Source organism: Kitasatospora sp. NPDC051702 (assembly GCF_040681575.1).
Classification (GTDB): domain Bacteria; phylum Actinomycetota; class Actinomycetes; order Streptomycetales; family Streptomycetaceae; genus Kitasatospora.
Genome location: NZ_JBFAZB010000043.1, coordinates 66,565 through 90,896, shown reverse-complemented (window position 1 = coordinate 90,896; position 24,332 = coordinate 66,565). Strand labels below are relative to the sequence as shown.

Here is a 24,332-nt window from a genome sequence, read left to right as displayed (position 1 = left end):
CCGTCGGCGCCTCCCGTGCCGCGGTCGACGCCGGCTGGTACCCGCACAGCAACCAGGTCGGCCAGACCGGCAAGCAGGTCTCGCCGCAGCTGTACATCGCGGCGGGCATCTCCGGCGCGATCCAGCACCGGGCCGGCATGCAGACCTCGAAGACCATCGTGGCCGTCAACAAGGACCCCGAGGCCCCGATCTTCGAGCTGGTCGACTACGGCGTGGTCGGCGACCTCTTCGCCGTGCTGCCGCAGCTCACCGCCGAGGTGAAGGCCCGCAAGGGCTGATCCCCGCGGGGAGGACTGGAGGGCGTGGCGCCGGGTGCTCGGTGCCACGCCCTCCGTCGTGCGCGGCGCGGCCCGGTGCACGCGCGGCGAAGCGCCGGGTGCGCCGCGGGCCCGTCGGCCGCGGACCGTAGAGTCGGCGCGAGAACGCGGGACGACGGCGCGGAGCGGCCGCGCCGGGACGAGGACGAGGGCGAGGGGACGGAAGCATGGCACTGCTGACCGCACTTCAGGGCGGCTTCGGGGACGCGGTCGACGCGCTGCGGATCGACGGGCGGGCGCTGTCCCGGGAGGAGCTGCTGGGCGCGGCGTCCGCCGTCGCCGACCGGGTGGCCGGCGCCCCCGCGCTCGCCGTGCTGGCCCGGCCCACCGCCGAGACGGTGGTGGCCGTGGTCGGCGGCCTGTTGGCGGGCGTGCCCGTGGTGCCGCTGCCGCCCGACTCCGGGCCGAAGGAGCGCGAGCACATCCTGCGCGACTCGGGCGCGGCGCTGCTCGCGCACGCCGTGGGCGAGGAGGTCGACGGCGCGGCGGACGCGGCGGCGGGCCGCGGGGGCGTGGAGCTCCTGCCGGTGGACCCCGCGGAGCGGTCCACCGCCCGCCACGCCGAACCCCCCGCGGACGCCACCGGCTTCGTCCTCTACACCTCGGGCACCACCGGGGCTCCCAAGGGGGCCGTGATCCCCCGCGCGGCGATCGCCGCCGACCTGGACGCGCTCGCCGCCGCCTGGCAGTGGACCGCCGACGACACGCTCGTGCACGGTCTGCCGCTGTTCCACGTGCACGGCCTGCTGCTGGGGGTGCTCGGCGCACTGCGCACCGGCAGCCGGCTCGTGCACACCGGGCGGCCCACCCCGGCCGGGTACGCCGCCGCGGGCGGCAGCCTCTACTTCGGCGTGCCGACCGTCTGGTCCCGGCTGGCGGGCGATCCGGAGGCGGCGGCCCGGCTCTCCGGGGCCCGGCTGCTGGTCTCCGGCAGCGCGCCGCTGCCGGTGCCGGTGTTCGAGAAGCTGGCGGCGCTGACCGGGCACGCCCCGATCGAGCGGTACGGGATGACCGAGTCGCTGATCACCGTCAGCACCCGGGCGGACGGCGAGCGCCGGCCCGGCAGCGTCGGCCTGCCGCTGGACGGGGTCCGCACCCGGCTGGTCGGCGAGGACGGCGCGCCCGTGCCCAGGGACGGGGAGAGCGTCGGGGAACTGCAGGTCGCCGGCCCGACGCTGTTCAGCGGCTACCTCAACCGGCCCGACGCGGACGCCGAGGCCTGGACGCCCGACGGCTGGTTCCGCACCGGCGACGTCGCCGTGATCGGGGAGGACGGCTTCCACCGGATCGTCGGCCGCGCCTCCGTCGACCTGATCAAGAGCGGCGGCTACCGGATCGGCGCCGGAGAGGTGGAGGCCGCACTGCGTGACCACCCGGCGGTCGCCGACGCGGCGGTGGTCGGCGCGCCGGACGAGGACCTCGGGCAGGCGATCGTCGCGTTCGTCATCCCGGACGGCGCCGTGACGGGTGACCAGCTGACGGCCTTCGTGGCGGAGCGGCTCTCGGCGCACAAGCGCCCCCGCCGGGTCGTGCTGGTGCCCGAACTGCCCAGGAACGCCTTGGGGAAGGTGCTGAAGAAGCAGCTGCTCGCGCAGGCCGCCGGACGCGACTGAGGGGGCGTCGGACGGCGCCCGATGACGGGTGTTCACCCTGATGCACCGTCGGTGCTCACCCGCCGTGAACCCTTCCATTGGCGCACTCCACTGCGCACTGTGAGCGGACGCGTGCCTAACGTGACACGCAGGCAGAACTGAATCCCTGGGCGACATGCCGCGGCTTCCGGTCGCACGGCCGGAGGCCGCGGCATGTCGGACGGGGACTGCCGGTCGGTGCGTGCCTCGCCGGGACGCACCGCGTGTCCGCAGCCGTTTCCGCAGCCGCCCCCGTGGCGGCGGGTTCGCAGCAGTGAAGGAAGTCAGCAGGATGAGCTCCGTCAACACCGGCGCGCCGGGTGCCGCCGACGAACCGACCGGGCAGCGCACCGCCGCCGCCACCGCCGACCAGCGGGCCGCCGCCCGCCCCGCCCGTCCGGCCCGCGCGTCGCGGGTCCGCCGGGGGATAGGCATGGTGGCCGTGATCGCGGCCGGTGCGGGCGTGATCGGCCTCGGCACCAGCGTGAGCCCCGCGGCCGCCGAGCCGGCACCGGCGCACGCCGGCTGGGACGGCTCGCGGTACTGGTTCAAGAACAGCCAGGGGCAGTGGCGCTGGACCTCGCACTACGACGTGTACGCGGCGCGCACGGGCGGCGGCTCCTCGTCGGCGGCGAAGTCCACCGGGTCCGGCGGGATCAAGCAGGGCTGGGACGGGTCGCGGTACTGGTTCAAGAACAGCAAGGGCGAGTGGCGCTGGACCACCCACTACGACATCTACCTGGCGCGGACCGGGGGCGGGTCGGCCTCGTCCTCCTCGTCCTCGCCGAGTGCGTCGGGCTCGGTGGGGTCCTCCTCCGACGCGGTGGCGGGCGACCGGGACGTCGAGGACGCGGTGCAGTTCGCCCTCGCGCAGCTGGGCAAGCCCTTCGTGACCGCGGGCAACGGGCCGAACGGCTACGACTGCTCCGGCCTGGTGCAGCAGTCCTTCCGGCGCGGCGGCATCGACCTGCCGCGGGTGGCCAACGACCAGTACGCGGCCACCACGCCGGTCAAGGCGAGCCAGCTGCGCCGGGGCGACCTGCTCTTCTGGTCCCCCGACGGGACGGCGCGGGGCATCCAGCACGTGGCGATCTACCTGGGCAACAACCAGTACGTCGAGGCGGCCCGGCCGGGGACGACGATCCGGATCTCGGGGATCAGCAGCGGCTACTACCCGGCGTTCATGGGGCGGCCGTAGCTCCGGCGGCCCGGTGAGGGGCAGGGGTGCCCGGGCGTTCGCGGCCCGGGTGCCCCTGGCGCGTCCTGGTCCGGGTCACTCCCGGGGCGCTGCTCGGCGCTGCGGGGGTCACCGCTGCGGCGGGTGGTGGCCGGTGGGGCTGTCGTCGGTGGGTCAGAGGTCGGTGGCTCCTGGGTCGGTGGGGCCGAGATCCGCGGGGCGGGGGAGGGCGCCGCGGGCGCCGAGGGCGGTGACGGCGAACGCCCCGGCGGCCACGGCCGCGGCGGCGGCTTCGGGCAGGGCCGTTCCGCGGGCGAGTCCGGCGGCGAGGGCGCCGCAGAAGACGTCGCCGGCACCCGTCGTGTCGACGACCCGGACGGCGGGTGCGGGCAGCCGGGTCAGCCGCCCGTCCGCGGCGACCAGTGCGCCGTCGGCGCCCAGGGTGAGCACGGCGCCGGCGACCCGGCCGCTCCGTGCCGCCGCGCTGCCCGTGCCGTCCGTGCTGCCCGTGCCGTCGCCACCGTCCCGGCCGGGACGGTGGCCCGTACCGGCGAGGATCCGGGCGGCCTCCTCGACGGTCGGGGCGCCGGTGAGCTGGCGGGCCTCGACGGCGTTGGCGACGATCAGGGGCCGGCGCCCGGCGGGGCCGGTGTCGGGCAGCGCGCCGGCGGGCGCGGCGTTGTGCACCCAGCGGGTGTCGGTCCCGGCGAGCGCGGCCGCCGTCGCCCGGATGCACTCCGCGGGGACCTCGCCGCTGGTGAGGACCACGTCGAGGGGGCGCGGGCGGAGCGCGGCGAGCGCGGCGGTGACCTCGGCGGCGGTCAGGTGGGCGTTGGCGCCCGGGACGACGACGATGCTGTTCTCGCCGCCTGGGTCGACCATGACGATCGCCTCGCCGGTGGGCGCGTCGGGGTGCGTGAGCACGGCGCCCGTCTCGACCTCCGCGCCCTGCAGATCGGCCAGCGCCGCCCGGCCGTCGGCGTCCCCGCCGACCTTGGCCACCAGGTGCGTCGCGGCCCCCATCCGGGCCGCCGCGACGGCCTGGTTCGCACCCTTGCCGCCGAACCCCCGGGTGGCGTCGGCGGCGAGGACGGTCTCGCCGGGGGCGGGCAGCACGGGGCAGCGGAGGATGCGGTCGGTGTTGACGGAGCCGATGACGACGACGCGGCCGACGGGAAGCAGCTTCATCGTCCCTCTGTACGTGCCGGGGCGTGCGCGGCGCAAGACGGCACCCCGGGCGTGCCCAGGCGGCGCGGGACGGCGGCCCGGGCGCGCGTGGCCGGCGCAGGAGGGCGCCCCGGGCGCGCGGGCGGGGCGCGTGGCCGCCGTGTGCCGTCCCTCCTGGGGCCGGACGGACTGGGGTGGCTGGGCGGATGGCCGCTCGCCCGGGCACATGCCGCCGTCAAGGGGGCGGACCGGGGCGGACACGGCGGGCACGCGGGGGAGGCATGGGGAGCGGCGTGGCGCGGGTACCACCACGGGTGGCGCTGGTTCGGCCGACGGGGGCGCTGCCCGGTGCGAACGGCATCGGGGCAAGTCGAGGGCAGGGGACGTTGTGATCGTCTGGGTCAATGGCACATTCGGGGCGGGCAAGACGAGTGCCTGCCGAGAGCTGGTGGAACTGCTGCCCGGGAGCGTGCTCTTCGATCCCGAGCTGGTGGGCTTCGGCCTGCGGCGGATGCTCCCGGCCGACCGGCTGGCGACGGTGTCCGACTTCCAGGACCTGGCGGCGTGGCGCCGGCTCGTCCCCGAGACGGCGGCCGCGCTGCTCGGCGAGGTCGCGGGCCCGCTGGTGGTCCCGATGACCCTGCTCAGAGAGGACTACCGGGACGAGATCTTCGGTGACCTCGCCTCGAACGGCATCGCGGTGCACCATTTCGTCCTGGACCCAGAAGAAACGATCCTGCGCGACCGCATCGCCCGTCGCGACGAGTGCCCGGACGATCCGCAGGCCAGCGAGCGGGTCCGCACCTGGTGCCTGGAGCACGTGGCCCGGTACCGGGCCGCCCGGCGCTGGCTGGTCGAGGACGCCCGGATGCTCGACACCAGCGAACTCACCCCGCGCGAGACCGCGCACCGGATCGCCGAGCTGGTCCGGGTCGGTGCCGCGCGCTGCCCGATCGTCCAGACCCCGGACCCGACCGGGGACACCGTGGCCTCCGCCGTGCTGCTCTTCGACGAGCAGGACCGCGTCCTCCTGGTCGACCCGGTCTACAAGCCCGACTGGGACTTCCCCGGAGGCGTGGTTGAACGCGGCGAGGCCCCCACCGACGCCGCCCTGCGCGAGACCGCGGAGGAGCTCGGTCTGCGGCTGGACCCGTCCGTCCTGCGCCTGCTCGCCGTCGACTGGGAGCCGCGCACCGGACCGCGCCGCGGCGGTCTGCGCCTGATGTACGACGGCGGCCAGCTCGACTCCGCCGCCCGCCAGAGCCTGCTGCTCCAGCCGGAGGAGCTGCGCGGCTGGCGCTTCGTCACCCTGGCCGAGGCCGCCGACCTGCTGCCCCCGAGCCGCTGCCGCCGCCTCGCCGCCGCCCTGGACGCCCGCCGAAGCGGTGAGCTGCGCTACCTGGAGGCCGGCCGCCGGGTGGCCCTCGGCCTGACCAGCACGGCGGACGCGGCGTAGCGCGGGCCCGGCGGTCCACGCCGGGCCGGGACCTGTGTTCACACCCGCGTCCGCGGGGCGACGCCGGACGGCCCCGGGGCCGTCGGACGCGGCGTGGTGGCCCACGACCGGGGGCGTTGGCCGGCGGCCGGGCGCGGGCGGGAGGATGGGGGCATGCCGTTCACACTGAGCCACCCCGCCGCCGTCCTGCCCCTGCTGCGCGCCGCCGGGCAGCGCGGGCCGCTGGTGGCCTCGGCCCTGGTCGCCGGGTCGATGGCGCCCGACGTGCCGTTCTTCGCCGAGTCGCTGCTTCCCGGGGTGTACCGGCACGGCGGTCTGACGCACAGCTGGTGGGCCGTGCCCACGCTGGACGTGGCGATCGCCGGGGTGCTGGTGGCCGGCTGGCACGGGCTGCTGCGCGCCCCGCTGGTCGCTCTGCTCCCCGACCGGTGGGCGGGCGCGGCCGAGGCGCTGACGGTGCGGCGGCCCGGCGCCGACGGGGCGGGCGCGGCCCGGTTCGCCGCGTCGGCGGCGATCGGCGCCGCCACCCACGTCGGCTGGGACGCCTTCACCCACGAGGGCCGACTGGGCGTGCGGCTGTTGCCGGAGCTGAACCGCCAGGTGGCCGGCGTCCCGCTCTACTCCGCGCTGCAGTACGGCAGTTCGGCCCTCGCGCTGGCCGCGATGGCCGGCTGGGCGGCGCGTGCGGTGCAGGCGGTCGAGCCGGTGCGCCCGGCCGTCGCGCTCGCGCCCCGGACCCGCCGGACCGCCGTCGCGGCGCTCGGCGCGGCGACGGCGGTCGGGGTGCTGCACCGGCTCTCCCCGCTGCGGCGCAACCTCGTCCCGGAGGTCTGCTTCGGTGCCGGCGCCGGGCTCGCCGTGGGCGCGCTCGGCTACGCGGCGGTGACCGCAGCCGCCCGCCGGCTCAGCGGCGGGCGGCCGGGCGGGCCCGGTGGCCGGGGCGGCGGCCCCGGCTCCCGCAGCGGCGCGCGTCAGACGGAGCGCAGCTCGGCGTAACGGCGCAGGAACAGGGCCTCGGTGAGAGCCATCCGCTCCAGCTCCAGCGGGTCGACGCTCTCGTTGACCGCGTGGATCTGGGTGGTCGGCTCCTCCACGCCGATGAGCACGATCTCGGCCTGCGGGTACAGCGAGCGCAGCGTGTTGCAGAGCGGGATCGAGCCGCCCTCGCCGGAGGCGACCATCGCGGTGCCGAAGGCCTCCGCCATCGCCTCGCCCATCGCCTCGTACGCGGGGCCGGTGGTGTCCGCGGTGAACGGGGAGCCGTTGCCCTGGCGCTCGATGGTCACCCGGGCACCCAGCGGCACCTGCGCCTCCAGGTGGGCGACCAGCGCCTCCTGGGCGGCGTCGGCGTCGCTGCCCGGCGCGACGCGCAGGCTGACCAGCGCCTTGGCGGCCGCCTGCACCGAGGAGGTGGCGCCGATCACCGGCGGGGCGTCGATGCCGAGGACGGTGACGGACGGCCGCGCCCAGAGGCGGTCGGCGATCGTGCCCGTGCCGGTCAGGGCGACCCCGTCGAGGACCCTGGCGTCCGAGCGGAACTGCTCCTCCGCGTACTGGACGCCGGTCCAGGTCTGGTCGGTGGTCAGGCCGGCCACCGCGACGTCGCCGTGCTCGTCGTGCAGCGAGGCGAGCATCCGCACCAGCACCTGCAGTGCGTCCGGGGCGGCGCCGCCGAAGGCTCCGGAGTGCAGGTTGCCGGCCAGCGTGCTGACGGCGACCTCGACGACGGTCATGCCGCGCAGCGAGGCGGTCACGGTGGGCAGGCCGGGGGCGAAGTTGCCGGTGTCGCCGATGATGATGGCGTCGGCGGCGAGCAGCTCGGGGTGGGCCTCGGCGTAGCGCTCCAGACCGCCGGTGCCCTGCTCCTCCGAACCCTCGACGATGACCTTCAGGCCGACCGGGTAGCCGTCGCCGTACACCCGGCGCAGCGCCCGCAGGGCGGTCAGGTGCATCAGGATGTTGCCCTTGCAGTCCGCGGCGCCGCGCCCGTACCAGCGGCCGTCCCGCTCGGTCAGCTCGAACGCGGGGCTGAGCCAGGCGTCCTCGTCGAGCGGCGGCTGGACGTCGTAGTGCGAGTAGAGCAGGACGGTCGGCGCGCCCTCGGGGCCGGGCAGCTCGCCGTAGACGGACTGGGTGCCGTCCGGGGTGTCCAGCAGCCGGATGCCGGTCAGGCCCTCGGCGGCGAAGGCGTCGGCGACCCAGCGGGCGGCCTTCTCGCACTCCTCGACGGGGAACTGGCGCGGGTCGGCGACCGAGGGGAACGCGACCAGTTCGGCGAGGTCGGTGCGGGCACGGTCCATCAGGGACCGGACGGCGTCGACCAGGGGCTGTGACATTCGGGGACTCCGTGGGGGCGGCTCCGGCCGCGGGGTGCCGCGGACGGAGGGGAGTGGTTGGGGTACCGCCGATCATAGGCGGAGTCGGGCGGGCCGGTCCGCCGGTTCCGCGGGGCCCCGGAGGCGTGCTGCGCGGCCCGGCCCGGAGTTCGGGGCGGCGCGGCCACCGGCGGGCCCGGCGGACGCATAGGATTGCTCGTCGTGACTGACTCCGGAAGCTCCGATTCCCGTAGCCCGCTCGACACCGGGTCCTCGCCGCTCGACGCCGAGGTGTCCGGACAGCCGTCAGGTCAGCCCTCGGGCGAGGCGTCAGGACCGGCGCCCCAGGCGGAGCCCGATGCGGCCGGTGCGGCCGACCGGACGAGAGCCGGGGGGAGAGCCGACGCGGCGCCCGACGCGACGCCCGCCGTGCCGTCCGAGGAGAGGCCCGACGCGACGCCCGCCGGTGAGCCCGCCGTGACGGCCGAGCCGCGCGACGGGCGGCCGCAGTCCGACGCCCTGGAGGGCGTCTGGGACGTCGTGGTGGTCGGCGCCGGGCCGGCCGGGGCCTCGGCCGCGCACGCCGCCGCCGTCCAGGGCCGCCGGGTGCTGCTCCTCGACAAGGCCGAGCACCCCCGCTACAAGACCTGTGGCGGTGGCATCATCGGCCCGTCCCGGGACAGCCTGCCGCCGGACTTCCGGCTGCCCCTGCAGGACCGGGTGCACGCCGTCACCTTCGCGTACCAGGGCCGGTTCACCCGGACGCGTCGTTCCCAGCGGATGCTCTTCGGCCTGGTGAACCGGGACGAGTTCGACCTGCGCCTGGTGCAGGCGGCCAAGCAGGCCGGGGCGGTGCTGGTCACCGGAGTGACCGTCACCGGTGTCGAGCAGCGGGGCGGAGAGCACCGGACGGCGCTGGTGACGGCCGCCGACGGGCGGAGCTTCGAGGCGCGCGCCGTGGTCGGCGCGGACGGCAGCGCGAGCCGGATCGCCCGGCACGTCGGCGTCACCTTCGACCAGATCGACCTCGGCCTGGAGGCGGAGATCCCGGTGCCGCCGCAGGTCGCCGCGGACTGGTCCGGCCGGATCCACCTCGACTGGGGCCCGCTGCCCGGCAGTTACGGCTGGGTGTTCCCCAAGACGGAGTCGAGCAGTCTGACCGTCGGCGTCATCTCGGCGCGCGGTGACGGCGAGCGGACCAAGCAGTACCTCGCCGACTACATCCGGCGGCTGGGGCTGTCCGGCTTCACCCCGACCGTCGAGTCCGGCCACCTGACCCGCTGCCGGGCCGAGGACTCGCCGCTCTCCCGCGGCCGGGTGCTGGTCGCGGGCGACGCGGCCGGCCTGCTGGAGCCGTGGACCCGCGAGGGCATCTCGTACGCGCTGCGCTCGGGCCGGCTGGCCGGCGAGTGGGCGGTGAAGGTCGCCGAGGCGGGCAACGCCGCGTCGGTGCGGCGCGAGGCGCTGAACTACGCGTTCGCCGTCAAGGCCGGGCTGGGCGTGGAGATGCGGGCCGGCAAGCAGCTGCTGGCGGCGTTCGAGCGGCGGCCGTACCTGTTCCACGCGGCGGTCTGCCTGGTGCCGCCGGCCTGGCGGGCCTTCGCCCGGACCACCCAGGGGCACACCACCTTCGCCCAGGTGCTGCGGCAGTACCGCGCCGCGCGGAAGCTGTCGGCGCTGGCCTCGCGGTAGCGGCGGACCCGGGGCCGGTGCCCCTCCCCGCGGGGAGGGGCACCGGCCTCTCGGGTGGCACGGGCCCTTCGGTGTCACCGGCCTTTCGGACCGGGCTACTTGAGACCGGCGTCGAGGGCGCCGATGAGCGTGCCGGACGGGGTGTCGCCGGACATCTCCCAGATCATTCCGCCGAGCAGGTTCTTCGACTTGAGGTAGGCCGCCTTCTGGCCGATCGACCAGGCGTCGTCGAAGCTCCACCACTGCCCGCCGGCTCCCGTGTAGCCGTACGTCGAGACCGACTTGGGATCGTGGTAGACGGTGAGCCCGGGCACTCCGGTGAGCAGGTTCTGGTAGCCGCGGGTACCGGCCTCCTCCGCGAACTGGCCGGGGGCGGCACCGTTCGCGGACTGCCAGACGCCCTTGGCGCCGCCGTCCGCCACGCCCTGCCAGCCGCGCCCGTAGAACGGGAAGCCGATGGTGAGCTTGCGCGGGTTGACCCCGGCGTCCAGGTACGTCCGGACCGCCGCGTCCACGCTGAAATGGGTGGTGTACGGGTCGTTCGGGTCGGTGTAGAGGTTGGCCTGGTGGCCGGTGCGGCCGGGTTCCCAGGAGTTGTCGCTGCCGGAGCCGTGGAAGTCGTACCCCTGGACGTTGGCGATGTCCAGCGAGCCGAAGATCTTCGTCAGGTCCCATCCCGCGGCGACCTTCGCCGGGTCGGCCGGGGTGAAGGCGGTGAGCAGCTTGTGCGAGCCGCCCAGCGCGTCCAGCTGCTTGCGGAACTCGGCCAGCAGCAGGGTCAGGTTGCCCTTGTCGGCGGCGCTCCAGTGGTTGCCGGCGTGGCCGTCGCCGGAGCCGGGCCACTCCCAGTCGAGGTCGATGCCGTCGAAGATCCCGGCCGCGACGCCGTCGCCGCCGGCGCCGTTGTAGACCGGCAGGTTGCCCTTGATCCAGGTGTCGACGCAGGACTTGACGAACTTCTGGCGGGAGGCGTCGGTGGCGGCGGCGTCCGAGAAGTACTTGGAGTACGTCCAGCCGCCGAGCGAGACGACCACCTTGAGGTTCGGGTACTTGGCCTTGAGCTTCTTCAACTGGTTGAGGTTGCCGCGGAGTTTGCCCCAGCCGTCGTCGGCCACGCCGTCCACCGACTGGGCGGCGCTCATCGGGCGGGCGTAGTCGGCGTCGGCGTCACCGGCGCCGGTGCCCTGGTCCGGGTCCTGCGGGTTGGCGGTGGTGCCCTTGGTGACGCCCGCCAGGCAGGTCAGGTTGACCGGATCGATGTTCTCGAAGGCGTAGTTGACGACGTCCAGCTTGGCCGCGCTGCCCGAGGTGTCGAGGTTCTTGACGAAGTACTGGCGGCCGTAGATGCCCCACTGCACGAAGTAGCCGACCCTGGCGTACTTTCCCGCGCCGACCAGGTCCGAGGTGGTCACGGTGAGCGGTGCGGAGGCCGGCGAGGCGTTGTCGGCGGGGTCGCGGGCCTTGACGGTGAACGTGTAGGCGGTGGACGGCGAGAGGCTGCCGACGGTCGCGGTCAGCGTGCCGCCGCCGACCGTCGCCACCGGCGTGCCGCCCTGGTAGACGTCGTACGCGGCGACCCGGACGTTGTCGGTCGCGGCGTTCCAGGCGAGCGTGACGTCCGTCGAACCGACCGCCGTGGAGCGCAGGGCGGTCGGCGCCGTGGGCGGGGTCGGATCGCTCGACGGGTCGAAGGTCGCGGCGGTGACGGCGGTGCTGAGCGGGCCGGTGTTGCCGCGGGCGTCCTTGGCGCGGACGGTCAGGGTGTAGCTGGTGGCCGGGGTGAGGCCGGTGAGCAGGGCGCTCGTGGTCGTGCTCGAACCGAGCACGGTGGTGCCGCTCAGCACGTCGTAGGAGGCGACCGGGAAGTCCCCGCCGGTGGCGGCTGCCCAGGACAGGGCGAGCGTGTGCGCGGTGCTGGAGGTGACCGCCGGTGCGCCGGGGGCGGACGGCGGGACGTCGGCGCTGCCGTCGCACTTGTCGCCGTTGACGCGGCAGTTGGCCGGCGCGGCGACGGGCCCGGTGCCGACGAACCAGAAGCTGTACGGCTCGGTGGTGCCGTGGGCGTTGACGGTGGCGTTGTAGAAGGCGTTGGTCGCGGTGACGTGCCGGCCGTTGACGGTGGCGGTGCCGTTGTAGCTGTTGCCGATGGAGACTCCGGCCGGCAGGTCGAACTCCAGGGTCCAGCCGGTGACGGCCGTGGCGTTGTCGTTGTGGACGATGTAGGTGCCCTGCCACCAGGAGCCGTTGTCGGCGGTGGTGAAGGTGGCGGTGAGCTTTCCGGCGGCGTGCGCCGGGGCGGCCAGCGCGGTGATCGCGGCGACCGGGAGGAGCAGGGCGGAGAGCAGTGCCAGCAGTCTGCTGCGCACGCGCGGGCGCCCGGCCCGGGATCGAGCGGACATGGTTCTCCCTGTGACTGTGGGGGTTGGACAGGGTGACGCAGAACCGCGGGTGTGGTGCGTGTGCGATGGGTGCCCGCGCCGTGGGGTGGCGCGGCATGGGGCACTGTAGGAGGACTGGACCAATGCGTCAACAGGTCTGTACCACTGGGGAGTTGGGGTGCAGGGTGGCGGGCCCGGGTCACCGGTTCGCCCCCGTCAGCTCGTCCCCGAGCGCGCTGCGCCGGTACAGCACCGAGCGGCCGTGGCGCGCCCGGGTGACCAGCCCGGTGGCGGCCAGGACGGACAGGTGCTGGCTGACCGCACCCGGGGTGACCCCGAGCCGGTAGGCGAGGTCGGTGGTGGAGGCGGGCTCGGCGAGCAGGGTCAGCAGCCGGGCCTTCGGCGCGCCGATCAGCGCCTCCAGGGCCTGCGGCGGGACCGGGGCGCCGGCGCCGTCCATGCCCGCCTGCCCCCGGGCCGGGTAGCTGATCTGCGGCGCACGGTCGTTGCTGATCATGGTGATGGCGCCGCGTGCGAAGAAGGTCGGGATGAGCACGAGGCCGCGCCCGTCCACCGCCGTCTCGCCGTCCCAGTCCGTCCAGCGGCGGTTGATCGACAGGACGCCGTCCTCCCAGTGCAGCCGGTGGTCCAGGTCGGCGAAGAGCGCCGCCGCGCCGTACTGCGAGAGCAGCCGGGCCCGGTAGACGAGGTCGGCGTCCAGGACGCTACGGGCCTGCGGCCACCAGTGCGGGGCCAGGCAGACCTCCCAGTACTCCTCCAGTGCGTCGGCGATCCGCGCCAGCAGCCGGGCCGGGTCGGCCAGTCCGGCGGCCAGCCGGGCGGGCAGGGGGCGTCCGTGCGGCAGGAAGGTCTGTTCGAGTTCGGTGCGCAGCTGCTCCGGCGGCAGCCCGCGGACGGCCGCCAGCTCGGTGCGGAAGTCGGCGGCGGGGGCCTCCGGGCGGGGCGTCAGGAAGTCCGGGATCCAGCGGTTCCCGCCGACGAGGGAGAGCAGCAGCGCGGAGTCCAGCCGCTCGAAGACGGGCCGGAGGCGTTCGAAGGCCCGGCTCTGCAGGGGGTAGACGCCGGGGTGGGTCCACATCCGCAGGCTGAGGGAGGCCTCCTGGATCGGGGACACCGCGAACCAGGTGGTGGCGAGGTCGGCCAGGCCGAGCCGGAAACGGTGCACGGGAGCTTTCCTGCGGCGCTCGACGACGAGGATTCAGCCAGAGCCTAAAGGATTGTCCGCAGCGCCCCGGTAGGCGGTGTGATCAGGGCATGACCTCCTCACCTGCGGAGACTTCCGCACCTCCGCTCGCCATGCCCGGAAACGCGGGAGACCCGGACGCCGGGAACGGCCTGCCGGGGGCCGTCCGGCGGCGCCTGCACCCCGACCCGATGGTCCGTCGGCTGGCCGGGGCCACGTTGGTCAACACCGTCGGCAACGGACTCTCGCTGTCCGTCGCGGTGCTCTTCTTCACCCGGGTGCTCGGTCTGAGCGCCGCCCAGCTCGGGCTCGGGATGACCGCCGCGGGACTGTGCGGGGTGGCGGCCAGCGTGCCGGCCGGGCGGGCGGCCGACCGGTGGGGCGCCCGGCCGGTGCTGGTGGTGCTGGTGGTGGCGGAGGCGGTCGGCACCGCCGGGTACGCGCTGGTGCACAGCTACCCGGCCTTCGTCGCGCTGGCCTGCGGGGTCGCGGCCGTCGACCGCGGGTCCGCCGCGGTGCGCAACGCCCTGTACGCCGAGGTGCTGCCGCCCGAGCGCCGGGTCGCGGGCCGGGCCTACCTGCGGGTGGTGACCAACATCGGCATCTGCCTGGGCACGGCCGTCGGCGCGGTCGCGCTCCAGGTGGACACCCGGCCCGTCTACCTGGCGGCGATCCTCGCCGACGCCACCTCCTTCGCGGTCGTCGCCGTGCTGTTCCACCGTCTGCCCGCCCACGAGCGCCCGGCGCCGACCGCACCGCAGGCCGGTGGCGGGGAGCCGGACGGGCGGCGGGCGCGGCGGCGCAACCCGGCGCTGCGGGACGGCCCCTTCCTGGTGGTCACGGTGCTGAACTCGGTGCTCTGCCTGCAGTTCGCCGTCCTCGAGGTCGGCGTGCCGCTGTGGATCGTCCAGGACACCGAGGCGCCGCGCATCACCGTCGCGGGCACCCTGATCGTCAACACCCTGCTGGTGGTCGCCCTGCAGGTGCGGGCCACCCGGGGGACGGAGGACCGGGCGACGGCGGCCCGGCTCTGCGGCCGGGCGGGACTGCTGCTCGCCGCCTCCTGCCTGGTGATCGCGCTGGCGCACGGCCTGCCCGCGGTCGTCGCGGCCCTGGTGGTGCTCGGCGGAGTGGCGCTGCAGTCGCTCGGCGAGGTCCTCGGCCAGGCGGGCGGCTGGGCGCTCAGCTACGACCTCGCGGGGGAGCGCGACCACGGCGCCTACCAGGGCGTCTACAACGCCGGGACGGCGGCCGCGATGATGGCGGGCCCGGCGCTGGTCACCACGGCGGTGATCGGCTTCGGCCCGGTCGGCTGGGCGGTCCTGGGCGGGGTGCTGGCGGCGGCGGGCCTGGCGATGGGCCCCGCCGTCCGGTGGGCCGGGCGGCGGGGCGGGTCCGTCCTGCCGGTGTGACGGACGGTGTGACGGCTGCTGTGACGGCGCGGCGGATGTGGGCCCGAGCCGCGGCGCCGGGGCCCGAGCAGTGCGGGGCCCGGGGGAGCCGGCCGACGGGGGTGGTCGGCTACTCCGGGACGACCGCCATGGCCTCGATCTCGATCAGCACCTCGGGCAGGAACAGCGCCGAGACCTGCATCGCGGAGGAGGCCGGCGGGAGCACGGCGCCGAGGTACTCGTCACGGGCCTCGCGGATGGCGGCGAGGTGGCCGATGTCGGTCATGAAGTAGGTGAACTTGACGACGTCGGAGAAGTCGGCCCCGGCGGCGGCCAGGCAGCGGCGCAGGTTCTCGAAGATCTGGCGTGCCTGCGCCTTGGGGTCGCCGGCGCCGACCAGGTTCCGGTGCTCGTCGAAGGCCACCTGGCCGGAGACCAGGACCAGCCGGCCGGTTCCGGTGACGACCTGGGTGTAGCCCGTCCCGGGGGCGACTCCGGGCGGCTCGACGATGTGGGTGAGGTGCGAGGTGGTCATGGCGACCATCCTCTCCGAGCGGGTGACCGGGCCGCACCCGGGTTTCGCGGTCCTGCGCTCGGTCCTCGGCGCGGTCCCCAGCCCTAGCGGACGACCTCGGGCAGCTCGCGCAGGAACGGCCGGTCGGAGCCGGGGAGTCGTGCGGCCGGGCCGCCGGCACGGAGCACCACGTCGAGGACGCCCTCCGGGTCGGCGGCGTAACCCCCGCTGGCCCAGGCCGCGTTGGCCTCGACCACGGCCCAGCGGCCGTCGTCCGTGAGCCCGACGTCCACCACCACGGCGCTCGGCAGCGCGGCGCCCGGCCCGGACGCCGCCAGGACCTCGGCGGTGAAGGCGAGGGCGTCGGCCGCCTCGGCGGCGTCCACCTCGGCATCGGCCGCCCCGCTGCCGTTCGCCCCGCTGTCGTTCGTCGTGCCGAGCGGTGCGACGGACAGGTCGCCGTCCACCGCGTAGCGCGAGGCGGCTCGTACCGTGCCGTCCAGGACGAACAGCCGGTACTCGCTGCGGAACCGCACCACCTCGCTGACCAGGACCGGAGTGTCCCCGTCCAGCAGCTCGGGGCCCGGCAGCGCGCCGCCGTCCGGGTAGACCCGGGCGGCGAACAGCTTGTCCGCGGGCGGCTTGACGAATGCCCGGCGGCGCAGGCGCCGCGCCTCGGCCAGGGTGGTGCAGGCCACCTGCCGGCCGGTCAGGGCGTGCGGCAGACGGGCCAGCCAGTCCGCCGGCGGCTCCAGGAGCGCCAGGTCGAGCTCGCGCCCGACCGCGTCCGCGAACAGCGGCCCGCCGTACACGTGCACGGCCGAGCCGAGCAGCTCCGGCGGCGCCTGCCAGGCCTGCGCGACGGCCGCGCGCAGGCCGCGGCGGCCGGCGGCGGTGCGCAGCTGGAGCCCCGTCTCGTTGATGCGCGGGGCGAGCAGGAGCACGGTGTCGGTGGTCATGGCGGCGATGCTGCCGTGCGCGTGGTGGTCGCCACCACCGGTTTTCCGCCGGGATCCGGCGCAGGGTGGCTCTGGCCGAGGGGCGGGTGGGCGTGCCAGAGTCGTCCGGGCGTCGCCCGGGCACCCCGGGCGGCGCGGCAGTCCGACCCACCCTCAGCCGGAAGGCAGGCCCCGCCGATGACCAGCGCAGAGCCCCTCGTCCGCGTCACCACCGCCGACGCCGTCACCACGATCACCCTCGACTCGCCGCACAACCGCAACGCGCTCTCCACCCGCCTGATGGCCGAACTGCGCGCCGGACTGGCGGCCGCCGCGGCCGACCCGGAGGTCCGGGCCGTGGTGCTCGGCCACACCGGCAAGGTGTTCTGCGCGGGCGCGGACCTGTCCGAGGCGACCGGGGCGGACCCGACGGTCGGCCCGAGGGGCCTGGTCGAGCTGCAGCGGGCGATCGTCGACTGCACCAAGCCGGTGATCGCCGTCATCGACGGCCACGTCCGGGCGGGCGGTCTGGGCCTGGTCGGTGCGGCGGACCTCGCCGTCGCCGGCCCGACCGCGACCTTCGCGTTCACCGAGGTCCGGCTCGGCCTCGCGCCCGCCGTGATCTCGCTGCCGCTGCGCCCCAAGCTGGACCCGCGTGCCGCCTCCCGCTACTACCTCACCGGCGAGGTCTTCGACGCCGCCGAGGCCGCCCGGATCGGCCTGATCACCCGCGCCACCGAGTCCGCCGAGGATACCGGGGTCGCGCTGAAGGGCCTGCTGGACGCGCTGCGCCAGGGCTCCCCGCAGGGGCTGGCGGAGTCGAAGCGGCTGGCCAACGCCGAGGTGGTGCGTTCCTTCGAGCGGGACGCGGACGAACTGGTGGAGCTGTCGGCTCGGCTGTTCGGCTCGGAGGAGGCGCAGGAGGGGATGCGGGCGTTCCTGGAGAAGCGGCCCGCGCGCTGGGTTCGCTGACGGGCGGGGCGGACGGCCTCCGGGCCGGCCCGGCCGGCGGCCCGTGGCCGGTGGCCGGAAGCGGCGGGTCGCCCGGCCGGGGGTCGGCCCCCGGCCCGGCGCCGGCCCGGGGAGCCGTCAGCTCCAGCCGATGGCCGCCGCGTCCCGCCACAGGCCGAGCAGCGTCTCGTCGCCGGAGAGCTCGACCTTCGCCACGGGCCCGGTCTCGGCCCAGGATCCGGCCCCGGTCACGGCCCCGGCCCCGGTCACGGCTCCGGTTCGGGCGGGACCGACCGGCAGCCGGTTCCACAGCAACAGGTACAGGTCGCGGGCGGGGCCGCTCAGGGTCAGGTCGGCCGGTTCGGGGGCGTCGCCCAGGGTGACGCCGAGCGGCTCCCGGGTGATCGTCAGGTGCCAGGAGCCGGGGCCGTCGGTCGCCCGGACCCGGAGGGTGCGCGGCTGGTCGCTGCGCAGCCTGCTCCCGCTGCGGGCCATGAAGCCGCGGAGCAGCTCGTCGATGCCGTCGAGGGCGAAGGCGGCGTCCACCCGGGGCCCCTCGACGCCGGCCGCCGCGTCGGCGTCGAAGCGGTGGACGGCGGTCTCGTGCGCCTGGCGCCGGGCCCAGAACGCCAGCGGGCTGGGGGCCGGCAGGAAGGCCCAGCAGTCGAGGTCGGCCGGGGCCCGGGTGAGCGCGTCGACCAGCGCCGCGTGGCCCTCGCGGAACCAGTCGACCAGGTCGGCGTCGGACGGTGCCGGGCCGATCGCGGCCCGTTCGCCCGCCTCGTCCAGCGGGGTGCGCAGGCCGCGGGACGGGTAGGCGGCGGCCCAGCGGTGGACGTGGCCGACGTGTCGCACCAGGTCGCCGAGGCGCCAGTCCGGGCAGGTGGGGACGGGCGCGGACGGGTCGGTCCGGGCGGCGGCGTCGGCGAGCAGGGTGCCCTCGCGGTGCAGCACGGACACGTGTTCGATGATCTCCATGGGGGGAGTGTTCCACCGGAGCCCGCCGGTGGGCCGCGGATTTCGGACAGACCGTCGGCGCGGGTCGGCCCGGTCGGGTGCGCCGCAGGTCACGGCGGGCGCGGGGGCGGTGTGATGTTGGCCGCCCGGAGTCGGGGCGCACCCTACGGGCCGGTAACGTGATCGCATGCCGATAACCCGTTCGCTCCTCTCCGCCGTCCGGTCCGGCGGCCGCCGTGCCGCCGGCCGACTCGTCCACCGGGGCTGGCGCTGGGTGCAGCGGACCGGTGCGGTCACCAACCGGAGCCCCGGCCCGTACCGCTTCGGCGAGTTGGGGGACGGCACGACGCTGGCGTTCCCGCTCGGTGCGGTGTTCAACGAGCAGTGGATAACCATCGGCCCGTTCTCGATCATCGGCGAGCGGGTCACCATCAGCGCGGGCTTCCTGCCGGGCCTGGACCTCGGGCCCGAGCCGATCGTCCGGATCGGCGGCGGCTGCGTGATCGGCCGGGACAGCCACATCGTCGGCCACCAGTCGATCGTCCTCGGCGACGACGTCTGGACCGGCCCCGGTGTCTACATCTCCGACCAGGCGCACGAGTACCGGGCCACCGACCTGCCGATCGGCAAGCAGTGGCCGCGCAACGAGCCGGTGGAGATCGGCGCCGGGAGCTGGATCGGCACCGGCGCGGTGATCCTGCCGGGCGCCCGGATCGGCCGCAACGTGGTGGTCGCCGCGGGCGCCGTGGTGCGCGGTGACGTCCCCGACCACAGCGTGGTGGCCGGGGCCCCGGCCAAGGTGGTCCGGCGCTGGACCGCGGAGGACGGCTGGCAGCCGCCGCTGCGCCACGACGCGCCCCAGCCGGTGCCGGACGGCGTGACCGCCGAGCAGCTGCGCGCGCTGGTGGGCTGGGACCTGCGGCTGCCGGGGGAGCAGCCGTAGGGCCGGTGGTCCGGCCCGCCCGCTGTGTCCGGCCCGCCTGCTGTGTCCGGCCCGCCCGCTGTGCCCGGACCGCGCGCCGTCTCCTGCGCGCCTGCTGTGTCCGGCCCGCCCGCTGGGCCCGGGTGGGTGTGGGGCCGACTGCCGGTGCCGGGGTCCGGCCGACTGTCGGTGTCGGGAGTCCGGCCGAGGCCCGGCCCGTCGTGCCCGGGCGGGCGGCCGACTACCCCGTGTGCGCCGCCCGTTCGGCGGTCCGGGCGGCGATGGCGGCGGTGATCCGCAGGACGTCGGCCGGGCGGGCGGGGTCGAGGCCGGTGAGGGCGGCGATCCGGCGCAGCCGGTAGTCGACGGTGTTCGGGTGCAGGTGCAGGGTGGTCGCGGTGTGCCGGCGGTTGAGCCCGCCCGCCAGGTGGGTGCGCAGCGTGGTGAGCAACTCGCCGCCGTCGGTGAGCGGTTCGAGCAGGGCGGCGAGCCGGGCGCGCGCCCGGCTGGGCCGGGTGAGCTGGTACTCGAGCAGGACGTCGTCGAGCCGGTGGAGCCCGGGCGGGCGGCCGAACGCGCGGGCGACGTCCAGGACTTCGTAGGCGAGGGCGGCCGCGTCGGGCACCTCGGCGGGCGCGGCGGCGGCCGCACCGGCCAGAACGGGTGCGCCCGCGGCCCGGGCCGCGGCGGCGACGGTGGCGGCGAGGTGCGGCCAGGGCTCGGCTTCGGGGGCCGGGCCGTCGTCGGTCGCTCTCCCGGCCGTCGGTCGGGCCTGGTCCGGGCCGATCGGGACGAGGACCAGGCCGCCCGAGGAGGTGAGCGCGGCCAGCGCCGACTGCCGGGTGTGGTGGCCGAGTTCGGCCGTGAGCCGGCGGAGTTTGCGGCGGGCGGCGACGGCCGGTTCGACGCCGGGGGTGTGCTCGTCGGGGTGGTCGGAGACGGAGAGGCAGAGGACGGCGTAGCGCGGTGGGAGGCGCAGTCCGGCCCGGGCGGCGGCCTCTTCGGCGGGGCTGCCGGCGAGCAGCGCCGTGAGCAGGGCCTGTCGGGCCGCGCCGCGCGGGTCGCCGGTCGGCCGGTGTTCGTCGAGGTAGCCGGCACCGGCCGCGGTGGTGGCCTGGCGGAGCTGGTCCAGCAGCAGCCGGTTGAGGACGAGCAGGTCGGCGGCGTCGTCGGCGCGCGCGTGCCGGGTGGCGAACTCCCAGCAGACCTCCAGCCCGAGGTGGTGGGCGAGCAGGACGGCGTCCAGCGGCAGGCCCTCCTCGGCGCGCCGGGTGGCGGCCTCACGCACGGCGGTGAACTCCTCGTCGGGGGCGGGTAGTCCGGTGCGGACGGCGTGGGCGAGGGCGCGGATCCGGCGCTCGGTGTCGCGGGTGAGTTCGCCGGTGAGCTGCTCCCGGGGCAGGCGGCGGTAGACGGGCACCCGGTCCAGCAGGGCGGCGACCACGGCCACGGCCAACTCGCGTACTCCGCCGAGGAGCCGCTGGTCGGCCGGGCGGCCGCCGATCACCGGCACGCGCCAGCCGGGGGCCTGGCCGCCCGTCCGCCCCGTGGTCCCGGGGGCGGGCGAGGCTGCCGCCGACGTTGCGGCTGCGGGTTCGGCCGCGGCTGCGGTTTCGGTCACGGTCTCGCCCGGGTGCGCGGTGCCGGCTGCCGAAACGGAAACGGAAGCGGACGGGCCGGCGGGCGCGCGTCCGGATGTGCGGGCGGCGGCGCGGTCAGGTGCGCGGTGGGGCGCGCAATCGGGTGCATTGTGACTGGTCACAGAGAACACCGTCCAGGTCTGGGGAACGCCCAAGGGCCGGGCCGGAGGGGCGACCGCATGATGGAGCCACTCGGGTTACCTGTTGGTAACAAACTTCCGCCGTGGAGGCAACAGTTGAGAACCCCACTTCTCCGCTTCTCCGCAACTCCCCTGCGCCGTAGGCTCGGCGGGGCCTTCGGCACGAGCCTGCTGGCGGGCGCGCTGCTGGTCGGCGCGTCGACGGCTCCGGCGATCGCGGCTCCGGCCGCCGTGGCGTCCCCCGGCGCCGCCGCGTCGGCCGCCGAACTGCCGCCGGACGGCGACTCGGTGGCCTCCCCGCCCGGTGCCAACGACTGGAACTGCCGGCCGAGCGCGGCCCACCCCGACCCGGTGGTCCTCGTGCACGGCACCTTCGCCAACCGCTACGAGAACTGGCTCGCGCTCTCCCCGCTGCTCAAGGGCCTCGGGTACTGCGTGTTCGCCCTCGACTACGGGACCGTCCCCGGTGTCACCTCCTCCGGCAGCGGTCTGCTGCTGCCGATCGGCGGCCTCGGCCCGGTGCCCGACTCGGCGGCCCAACTCGGCCGGTTCGTCGACCTGGTGCTGAAGGCGACGGGAGCGGGCAAGGTCGACATCGTCGGCCACTCGCAGGGCGGCATGCTGCCGAACTACTACCTGAAGTTCCTCGGCGGCGCCGCCAAGGTCGGGCGGATGGTCGGCCTGGCGCCGTCCAACCACGGCACCACGCTCGACGGGATCACCAAGCTCGCCCCGTACTTCCCGGGCGTCGCGGACCTGATCTACACCGTCTGCCAGTCCTGCCGCGACCAGGCGGTCGGCTCCGACTTCAACCGCGTGATGGCCTCCCGCCCGGACACCGTGCCCGGCGTGCGCTACACGGTCGTCTCGACCGTCTACGACGAGGTCGTCACCCCGTGGCGCACCCAGTTCCTGAACGGCCCGGCCGTGGACAACGAGGTGCTGCAGGACCACTGCCCGGTCACGCTGGCCGAGCACGTGGCGATCGCGTTCTCGCCGACGGCGCTGCACCTGGTGACCAACGCCCTCGACCCGGCGCACGCCACTCCGGTGTTCTGCGGCTGAGCGCCGCCGCCCGTCGGCGGGGCCCCGGCCGGGGAGTCCGTTCCCGGGTCGGGCCCCGCCGGTGCGCCGTGGCCGGACGGGGTACGGGCCTGCCGATCAGCCGATCAGCCGCTGCCCGGCAGGTCGGCTGCCCGGCAGGTCGGCAGGTCGGCAGGTCGGTAGGTCGGCGGATCGGCGGATCGGTAGGTCGGCGGGCGGACAGGTCAGCCGGTCAGCGGGACGCCCGGAAGGAGACCACCGCCGTGACACCGCCGTGCGGGACCCGCACCTCGTAGGCGCCGGGCCCGGCGAGCAGCGCGCCGTCGAAACGGTCCAGCGCCACGTCGGCGGCACCCGTCGTCCCGTCCGCCGGCTCCGCGGCGTCGGCGGGGGCCGCGACCGCCGCCACGTCCGCGACCGCTGCGGAGCCGGCGAGGCAGACCACGAGCACGCTGTCGCCCGCCGGGACGTCCACCGCGCCCGGCGCGGTGAACAGGTCGACGCCGGCGCCGACCCGGCCGCGTCGGGTCATCACGTTGAAGTCGACCACCGGGCCGCCCAGGAGCCGGCAGTCCGTCTCGGCCTCACCCGGGAAGGCGAACGGGCGGAACGGCGCGTCGACGGCGTGCTCGGTGCCGTCGACGGTCAGCACCATGCCGGGGCCCTCGACGAGGGTGATCACCCGGTCGACGCCGGGGAACGGCGAGAAGGGCCCCGCCGAGGCGACGTCGGCGAGGCTGACCCGCCAGTCGAAGCCGTCCAACCCGGCCCCGGCCGGGTGTCCGGCGACCTCCCTGGTCACCCCGCCCCCGTTGAGCCACGCCGTGGCCGGGCGCTCGGCCGCCCGCAGTACCTGGATCCGTTCGCTGGTCGTCATGGCCCGCATCCTGCCAGTACCCGGCCGGGCCCGTCCCACCGGCGATCCCCGGGCCGGGAGGTCGCCGCGTCCGGCGGTGACCTGCGGGCCCGGCGGTGACCTCGTGGCCCGCGACCGACCCCGAGACCCGCCGGCCGTCCCGCCGGGGGATCGTCGGGGGATCGTCGGGGATCACCGACGATCCCCCGGGGGGTGTTCAGTGCCGGCGGACGGTCAGCGGCAGGAACGCCGCCGCGCCGGCCGCCACCGCGACGGTGGTCAGCGCCAGCGGCAGTCCGATCGCGTCGGCCAGGAAGCCGATCACCACCGGGCCGATCAGCATCCCGCCGTAGCCGAGGGTCGAGGCGAACGCGACGCCCTGCGGCCCGCCCGCGGCGCCCGCCCGGGCGATGGCGAGCGGAAAGAGGTTGGCCAGGCCGAGGCCGACCAGGACGAAGCCGCAGACGGCCAGCGGCACCACCGGGGCCAGCGCGGCGACCAGCATGCCGGCCGCCGCGGCCAGTCCGCCGAGCAGCATCAGCCGGGTCTGGCCGAGCCGGATGGACAGCCAGGTACCGGCGACCCGCCCGCTGGTCATCGCGAACGCGTACGCGGCGTACCCGGCGGCGGCCGTACCGGGGCCGGCGTGGACGTCGTCGGTGAGGTGGAGCGTGGTCCAGTCGGCGACGGCGCCCTCGCCGTAGGCGGTGCACAGGGCGGTGAGGCCGAGCAGGAGGACGAGGAGGCGGACCTGCGGCGCGGCCGCTGTCGCCCGGGCGGTGGTCCCGGCCGCCCCGGTGCCCGGGGTGCCGTCCGCGGCTGCCCCGGCGACACCGGCGTCTCCTGCGGCACCGGTGCCCGCGGTGTCGCCCCCGGCCTCCGCCGGGGCGGACCCGCCGGCCCGCACGGGCGCGACCATCGGCGCGGCCGGGCTGCGCAGCAGGACCACGCCCGCGGCGGCGGTGACGGTGAGACCGAGCAGGCCGCCCAGGGCCAGTGCCCAGGAGGCGCTCAACGGCCCGGCGAGCAGTCCGCCGACGCCCGCGCCGATCAGGCCGCCGAGGCTGTAGCCGGCGTGGAAGCTGGGCATGACGGGCCGTCGCAGCTGGGCCACCAGGTCGACGGCTGCGCTGTTCATGGCGACGTTGGCGCCGCCGTACCCGGCGCCGAAGAGCAGCAGGACGCCGCCGAGCGCGGTGACGGAGTGGGTGTGGGCGGGCAGCGGCACGGCGAGGCTGAGCAGGGCGAGCGAGGCCACGGTCACCGGGCGCGAGCCGTACCGGAGGCAGAGCCGACCGACCACCGGCATGGTGAGGACGGCGCCGACGGACAGGCAGAGCAGGGCCATGCCGAGGGCGCTGTGCGAGGCGTTCACCTGGCTGCGGACGTCCGGGATGCGCACGACCCAGGCGGCGAACAGGAATCCGTCGACGGCGAATAAGGCGGTCAGCGCGAGACGTGCTGGGCCCCAGGGGCTGTCCGTTCCGGGGGGAGTGCTGCGAGACTGGGAGGAGGCCTGGTCGGGTCGGGAGTGTGAACGGATTTTGTTTCGAAGCGGCACAAAGTCACAATAGGGGCGTGCAGCTCTCACCTTCAAGCCCGCGACCAGGCGCCGGGGTCGACCCCGACGCGCAGCGCGACG

At 76.0% G+C, this 24,332-nt stretch carries 20 protein-coding genes; 10 read left to right on the top strand and 10 right to left on the bottom strand.

What is annotated here, in order from left to right:
• The 3 genes from AB0N04_RS29540 to AB0N04_RS29530 all read left to right on the top strand — a co-directional run.
• On the top strand, positions 1-278 hold a 278-nt coding region (locus AB0N04_RS29540; RefSeq protein ID WP_360221630.1), incomplete at its 5' end, for an electron transfer flavoprotein subunit alpha/FixB family protein.
• Positions 279-484: 206 nt separating this feature from the next.
• On the top strand, positions 485-1,930 hold the full coding sequence (locus tag AB0N04_RS29535; protein ID WP_360221627.1) for an acyl-CoA synthetase: 1,446 nt from the start codon (positions 485-487) through the stop codon (positions 1,928-1,930).
• 310 nt (positions 1,931-2,240) lie between these two features.
• Entirely contained in the window at positions 2,241-3,146 is a 906-nt protein-coding gene (locus AB0N04_RS29530) for a C40 family peptidase (RefSeq protein ID WP_360221624.1), read from the top strand.
• A gap of 153 nt (positions 3,147-3,299) precedes the next feature.
• On the opposite strand, the gene AB0N04_RS29525 is transcribed toward AB0N04_RS29530, so the two are convergent.
• A complete protein-coding gene (locus AB0N04_RS29525; RefSeq protein ID WP_360221622.1) occupies positions 3,300-4,313 on the bottom strand; it encodes a PfkB family carbohydrate kinase in 1,014 nt (337 codons plus the stop codon).
• 367 nt (positions 4,314-4,680) lie between these two features.
• Between AB0N04_RS29525 and AB0N04_RS29520 the strand changes: the two genes are divergently transcribed.
• Both AB0N04_RS29520 and AB0N04_RS29515 read left to right on the top strand, forming a co-directional pair.
• Positions 4,681-5,748, top strand: coding sequence for an NUDIX hydrolase (locus tag AB0N04_RS29520; RefSeq protein ID WP_360221619.1), 1,068 nt, complete (start codon positions 4,681-4,683; stop codon positions 5,746-5,748).
• Between the two features lie 153 nt (positions 5,749-5,901).
• The gene (locus AB0N04_RS29515) at positions 5,902-6,744 is read left to right on the top strand and encodes a DUF4184 family protein (RefSeq protein ID WP_360221616.1); all 843 of its coding nucleotides are present in this window, start codon (positions 5,902-5,904) and stop codon (positions 6,742-6,744) included.
• Here the strand turns inward: AB0N04_RS29515 and AB0N04_RS29510 are convergent.
• Positions 6,720-8,084 (bottom strand): dipeptidase, encoded by a 1,365-nt coding sequence (locus AB0N04_RS29510; RefSeq protein ID WP_360221613.1) that lies wholly within the window; start codon positions 8,082-8,084, stop codon positions 6,720-6,722. The genes AB0N04_RS29515 and AB0N04_RS29510 overlap by 25 nt on opposite strands.
• Before the next feature lie 456 nt (positions 8,085-8,540).
• Here AB0N04_RS29510 and AB0N04_RS29505 point away from each other — a divergent pair, with 456 nt between their 5' ends.
• Entirely contained in the window at positions 8,541-9,755 is a 1,215-nt protein-coding gene (locus AB0N04_RS29505) for a geranylgeranyl reductase family protein (protein WP_360221610.1), read from the top strand.
• A gap of 95 nt (positions 9,756-9,850) precedes the next feature.
• Here AB0N04_RS29505 and AB0N04_RS29500 read toward each other — a convergent pair whose 3' ends face one another.
• A complete protein-coding gene (locus AB0N04_RS29500) occupies positions 9,851-12,154 on the bottom strand; it encodes a glycosyl hydrolase family 18 protein (RefSeq protein WP_360221607.1) in 2,304 nt (767 codons plus the stop codon).
• Positions 12,155-12,332: 178 nt separating this feature from the next.
• The gene (locus tag AB0N04_RS29495; RefSeq protein ID WP_360221604.1) at positions 12,333-13,319 is read right to left on the bottom strand and encodes a helix-turn-helix domain-containing protein; all 987 of its coding nucleotides are present in this window, start codon (positions 13,317-13,319) and stop codon (positions 12,333-12,335) included.
• Between the two features lie 131 nt (positions 13,320-13,450).
• Here AB0N04_RS29495 and AB0N04_RS29490 point away from each other — a divergent pair, with 131 nt between their 5' ends.
• Positions 13,451-14,749 (top strand): MFS transporter, encoded by a 1,299-nt coding sequence (locus AB0N04_RS29490; protein ID WP_360221601.1) that lies wholly within the window; start codon positions 13,451-13,453, stop codon positions 14,747-14,749.
• Between the two features lie 109 nt (positions 14,750-14,858).
• Here the strand turns inward: AB0N04_RS29490 and AB0N04_RS29485 are convergent, their stop codons facing one another.
• Together AB0N04_RS29485 and AB0N04_RS29480 are read right to left on the bottom strand one after the other, a co-directional pair.
• A complete protein-coding gene (locus AB0N04_RS29485) occupies positions 14,859-15,272 on the bottom strand; it encodes a RidA family protein (protein WP_360221598.1) in 414 nt (137 codons plus the stop codon).
• 74 nt (positions 15,273-15,346) lie between these two features.
• Positions 15,347-16,201 carry an ATP-grasp domain-containing protein gene (locus AB0N04_RS29480; RefSeq protein WP_360221595.1) on the bottom strand — a complete coding sequence of 285 codons (855 nt, stop codon included), beginning with the start codon at positions 16,199-16,201 and terminating at the stop codon, positions 15,347-15,349.
• Positions 16,202-16,378: 177 nt separating this feature from the next.
• On the opposite strand from AB0N04_RS29480, the gene AB0N04_RS29475 reads away from it, so the two are divergent.
• The gene (locus AB0N04_RS29475; RefSeq protein WP_360221592.1) at positions 16,379-17,152 is read left to right on the top strand and encodes an enoyl-CoA hydratase family protein; all 774 of its coding nucleotides are present in this window, start codon (positions 16,379-16,381) and stop codon (positions 17,150-17,152) included.
• Positions 17,153-17,269: 117 nt separating this feature from the next.
• Here AB0N04_RS29475 and AB0N04_RS29470 read toward each other — a convergent pair whose 3' ends face one another.
• Positions 17,270-18,109 (bottom strand): maleylpyruvate isomerase family mycothiol-dependent enzyme, encoded by an 840-nt coding sequence (locus tag AB0N04_RS29470; RefSeq protein WP_360221589.1) that lies wholly within the window; start codon positions 18,107-18,109, stop codon positions 17,270-17,272.
• 166 nt (positions 18,110-18,275) lie between these two features.
• Between AB0N04_RS29470 and AB0N04_RS29465 the strand changes: the two genes are divergently transcribed.
• Entirely contained in the window at positions 18,276-19,031 is a 756-nt protein-coding gene (locus AB0N04_RS29465) for a DapH/DapD/GlmU-related protein (RefSeq protein ID WP_360221586.1), read from the top strand.
• Between the two features lie 220 nt (positions 19,032-19,251).
• Here AB0N04_RS29465 and AB0N04_RS29460 read toward each other — a convergent pair whose 3' ends face one another.
• Entirely contained in the window at positions 19,252-20,631 is a 1,380-nt protein-coding gene (locus AB0N04_RS29460; protein WP_360221583.1) for a helix-turn-helix domain-containing protein, read from the bottom strand.
• Between the two features lie 327 nt (positions 20,632-20,958).
• Here AB0N04_RS29460 and AB0N04_RS29455 point away from each other — a divergent pair, with 327 nt between their 5' ends.
• Complete coding sequence (locus AB0N04_RS29455; protein ID WP_360221639.1) at positions 20,959-21,855, top strand: alpha/beta fold hydrolase; 897 nt, start codon at positions 20,959-20,961, stop codon at positions 21,853-21,855.
• Positions 21,856-22,066: 211 nt separating this feature from the next.
• Here AB0N04_RS29455 and AB0N04_RS29450 read toward each other — a convergent pair whose 3' ends face one another.
• Positions 22,067-22,711 (bottom strand): HutD family protein, encoded by a 645-nt coding sequence (locus AB0N04_RS29450; RefSeq protein ID WP_360221580.1) that lies wholly within the window; start codon positions 22,709-22,711, stop codon positions 22,067-22,069.
• Positions 22,712-22,907: 196 nt separating this feature from the next.
• Positions 22,908-24,140, bottom strand: coding sequence for an MFS transporter (locus tag AB0N04_RS29445; protein ID WP_360221636.1), 1,233 nt, complete (start codon positions 24,138-24,140; stop codon positions 22,908-22,910).
• Positions 24,141-24,332: the final 192 nt, after the last annotated feature.

Excerpts from the sequence above, each read along its gene's own strand:
- AB0N04_RS29535 (WP_360221627.1), top strand. The coding sequence starts at position 485 with ATGGCACTGCTGACCGCACTTCAGGGCGGCTTCGGGGACGCGGTCGAC.
- AB0N04_RS29530 (WP_360221624.1), top strand. The coding sequence starts at position 2,241 with ATGAGCTCCGTCAACACCGGCGCGCCGGGTGCCGCCGACGAACCGACC.
- AB0N04_RS29525 (WP_360221622.1), bottom strand. The coding sequence starts at position 4,313 with ATGAAGCTGCTTCCCGTCGGCCGCGTCGTCGTCATCGGCTCCGTCAAC.
- AB0N04_RS29515 (WP_360221616.1), top strand. The coding sequence starts at position 5,902 with ATGCCGTTCACACTGAGCCACCCCGCCGCCGTCCTGCCCCTGCTGCGC.
- AB0N04_RS29510 (WP_360221613.1), bottom strand. The coding sequence starts at position 8,084 with ATGTCACAGCCCCTGGTCGACGCCGTCCGGTCCCTGATGGACCGTGCC.
- AB0N04_RS29500 (WP_360221607.1), bottom strand. The coding sequence starts at position 12,154 with ATGTCCGCTCGATCCCGGGCCGGGCGCCCGCGCGTGCGCAGCAGACTG.
- AB0N04_RS29490 (WP_360221601.1), top strand. The coding sequence starts at position 13,451 with ATGCCCGGAAACGCGGGAGACCCGGACGCCGGGAACGGCCTGCCGGGG.
- AB0N04_RS29485 (WP_360221598.1), bottom strand. The coding sequence starts at position 15,272 with ATGGTCGCCATGACCACCTCGCACCTCACCCACATCGTCGAGCCGCCC.
- AB0N04_RS29480 (WP_360221595.1), bottom strand. The coding sequence starts at position 16,201 with ATGACCACCGACACCGTGCTCCTGCTCGCCCCGCGCATCAACGAGACG.
- AB0N04_RS29475 (WP_360221592.1), top strand. The coding sequence starts at position 16,379 with ATGACCAGCGCAGAGCCCCTCGTCCGCGTCACCACCGCCGACGCCGTC.
- AB0N04_RS29470 (WP_360221589.1), bottom strand. The coding sequence starts at position 18,109 with ATGGAGATCATCGAACACGTGTCCGTGCTGCACCGCGAGGGCACCCTG.
- AB0N04_RS29465 (WP_360221586.1), top strand. The coding sequence starts at position 18,276 with ATGCCGATAACCCGTTCGCTCCTCTCCGCCGTCCGGTCCGGCGGCCGC.
- AB0N04_RS29450 (WP_360221580.1), bottom strand. The coding sequence starts at position 22,711 with ATGACGACCAGCGAACGGATCCAGGTACTGCGGGCGGCCGAGCGCCCG.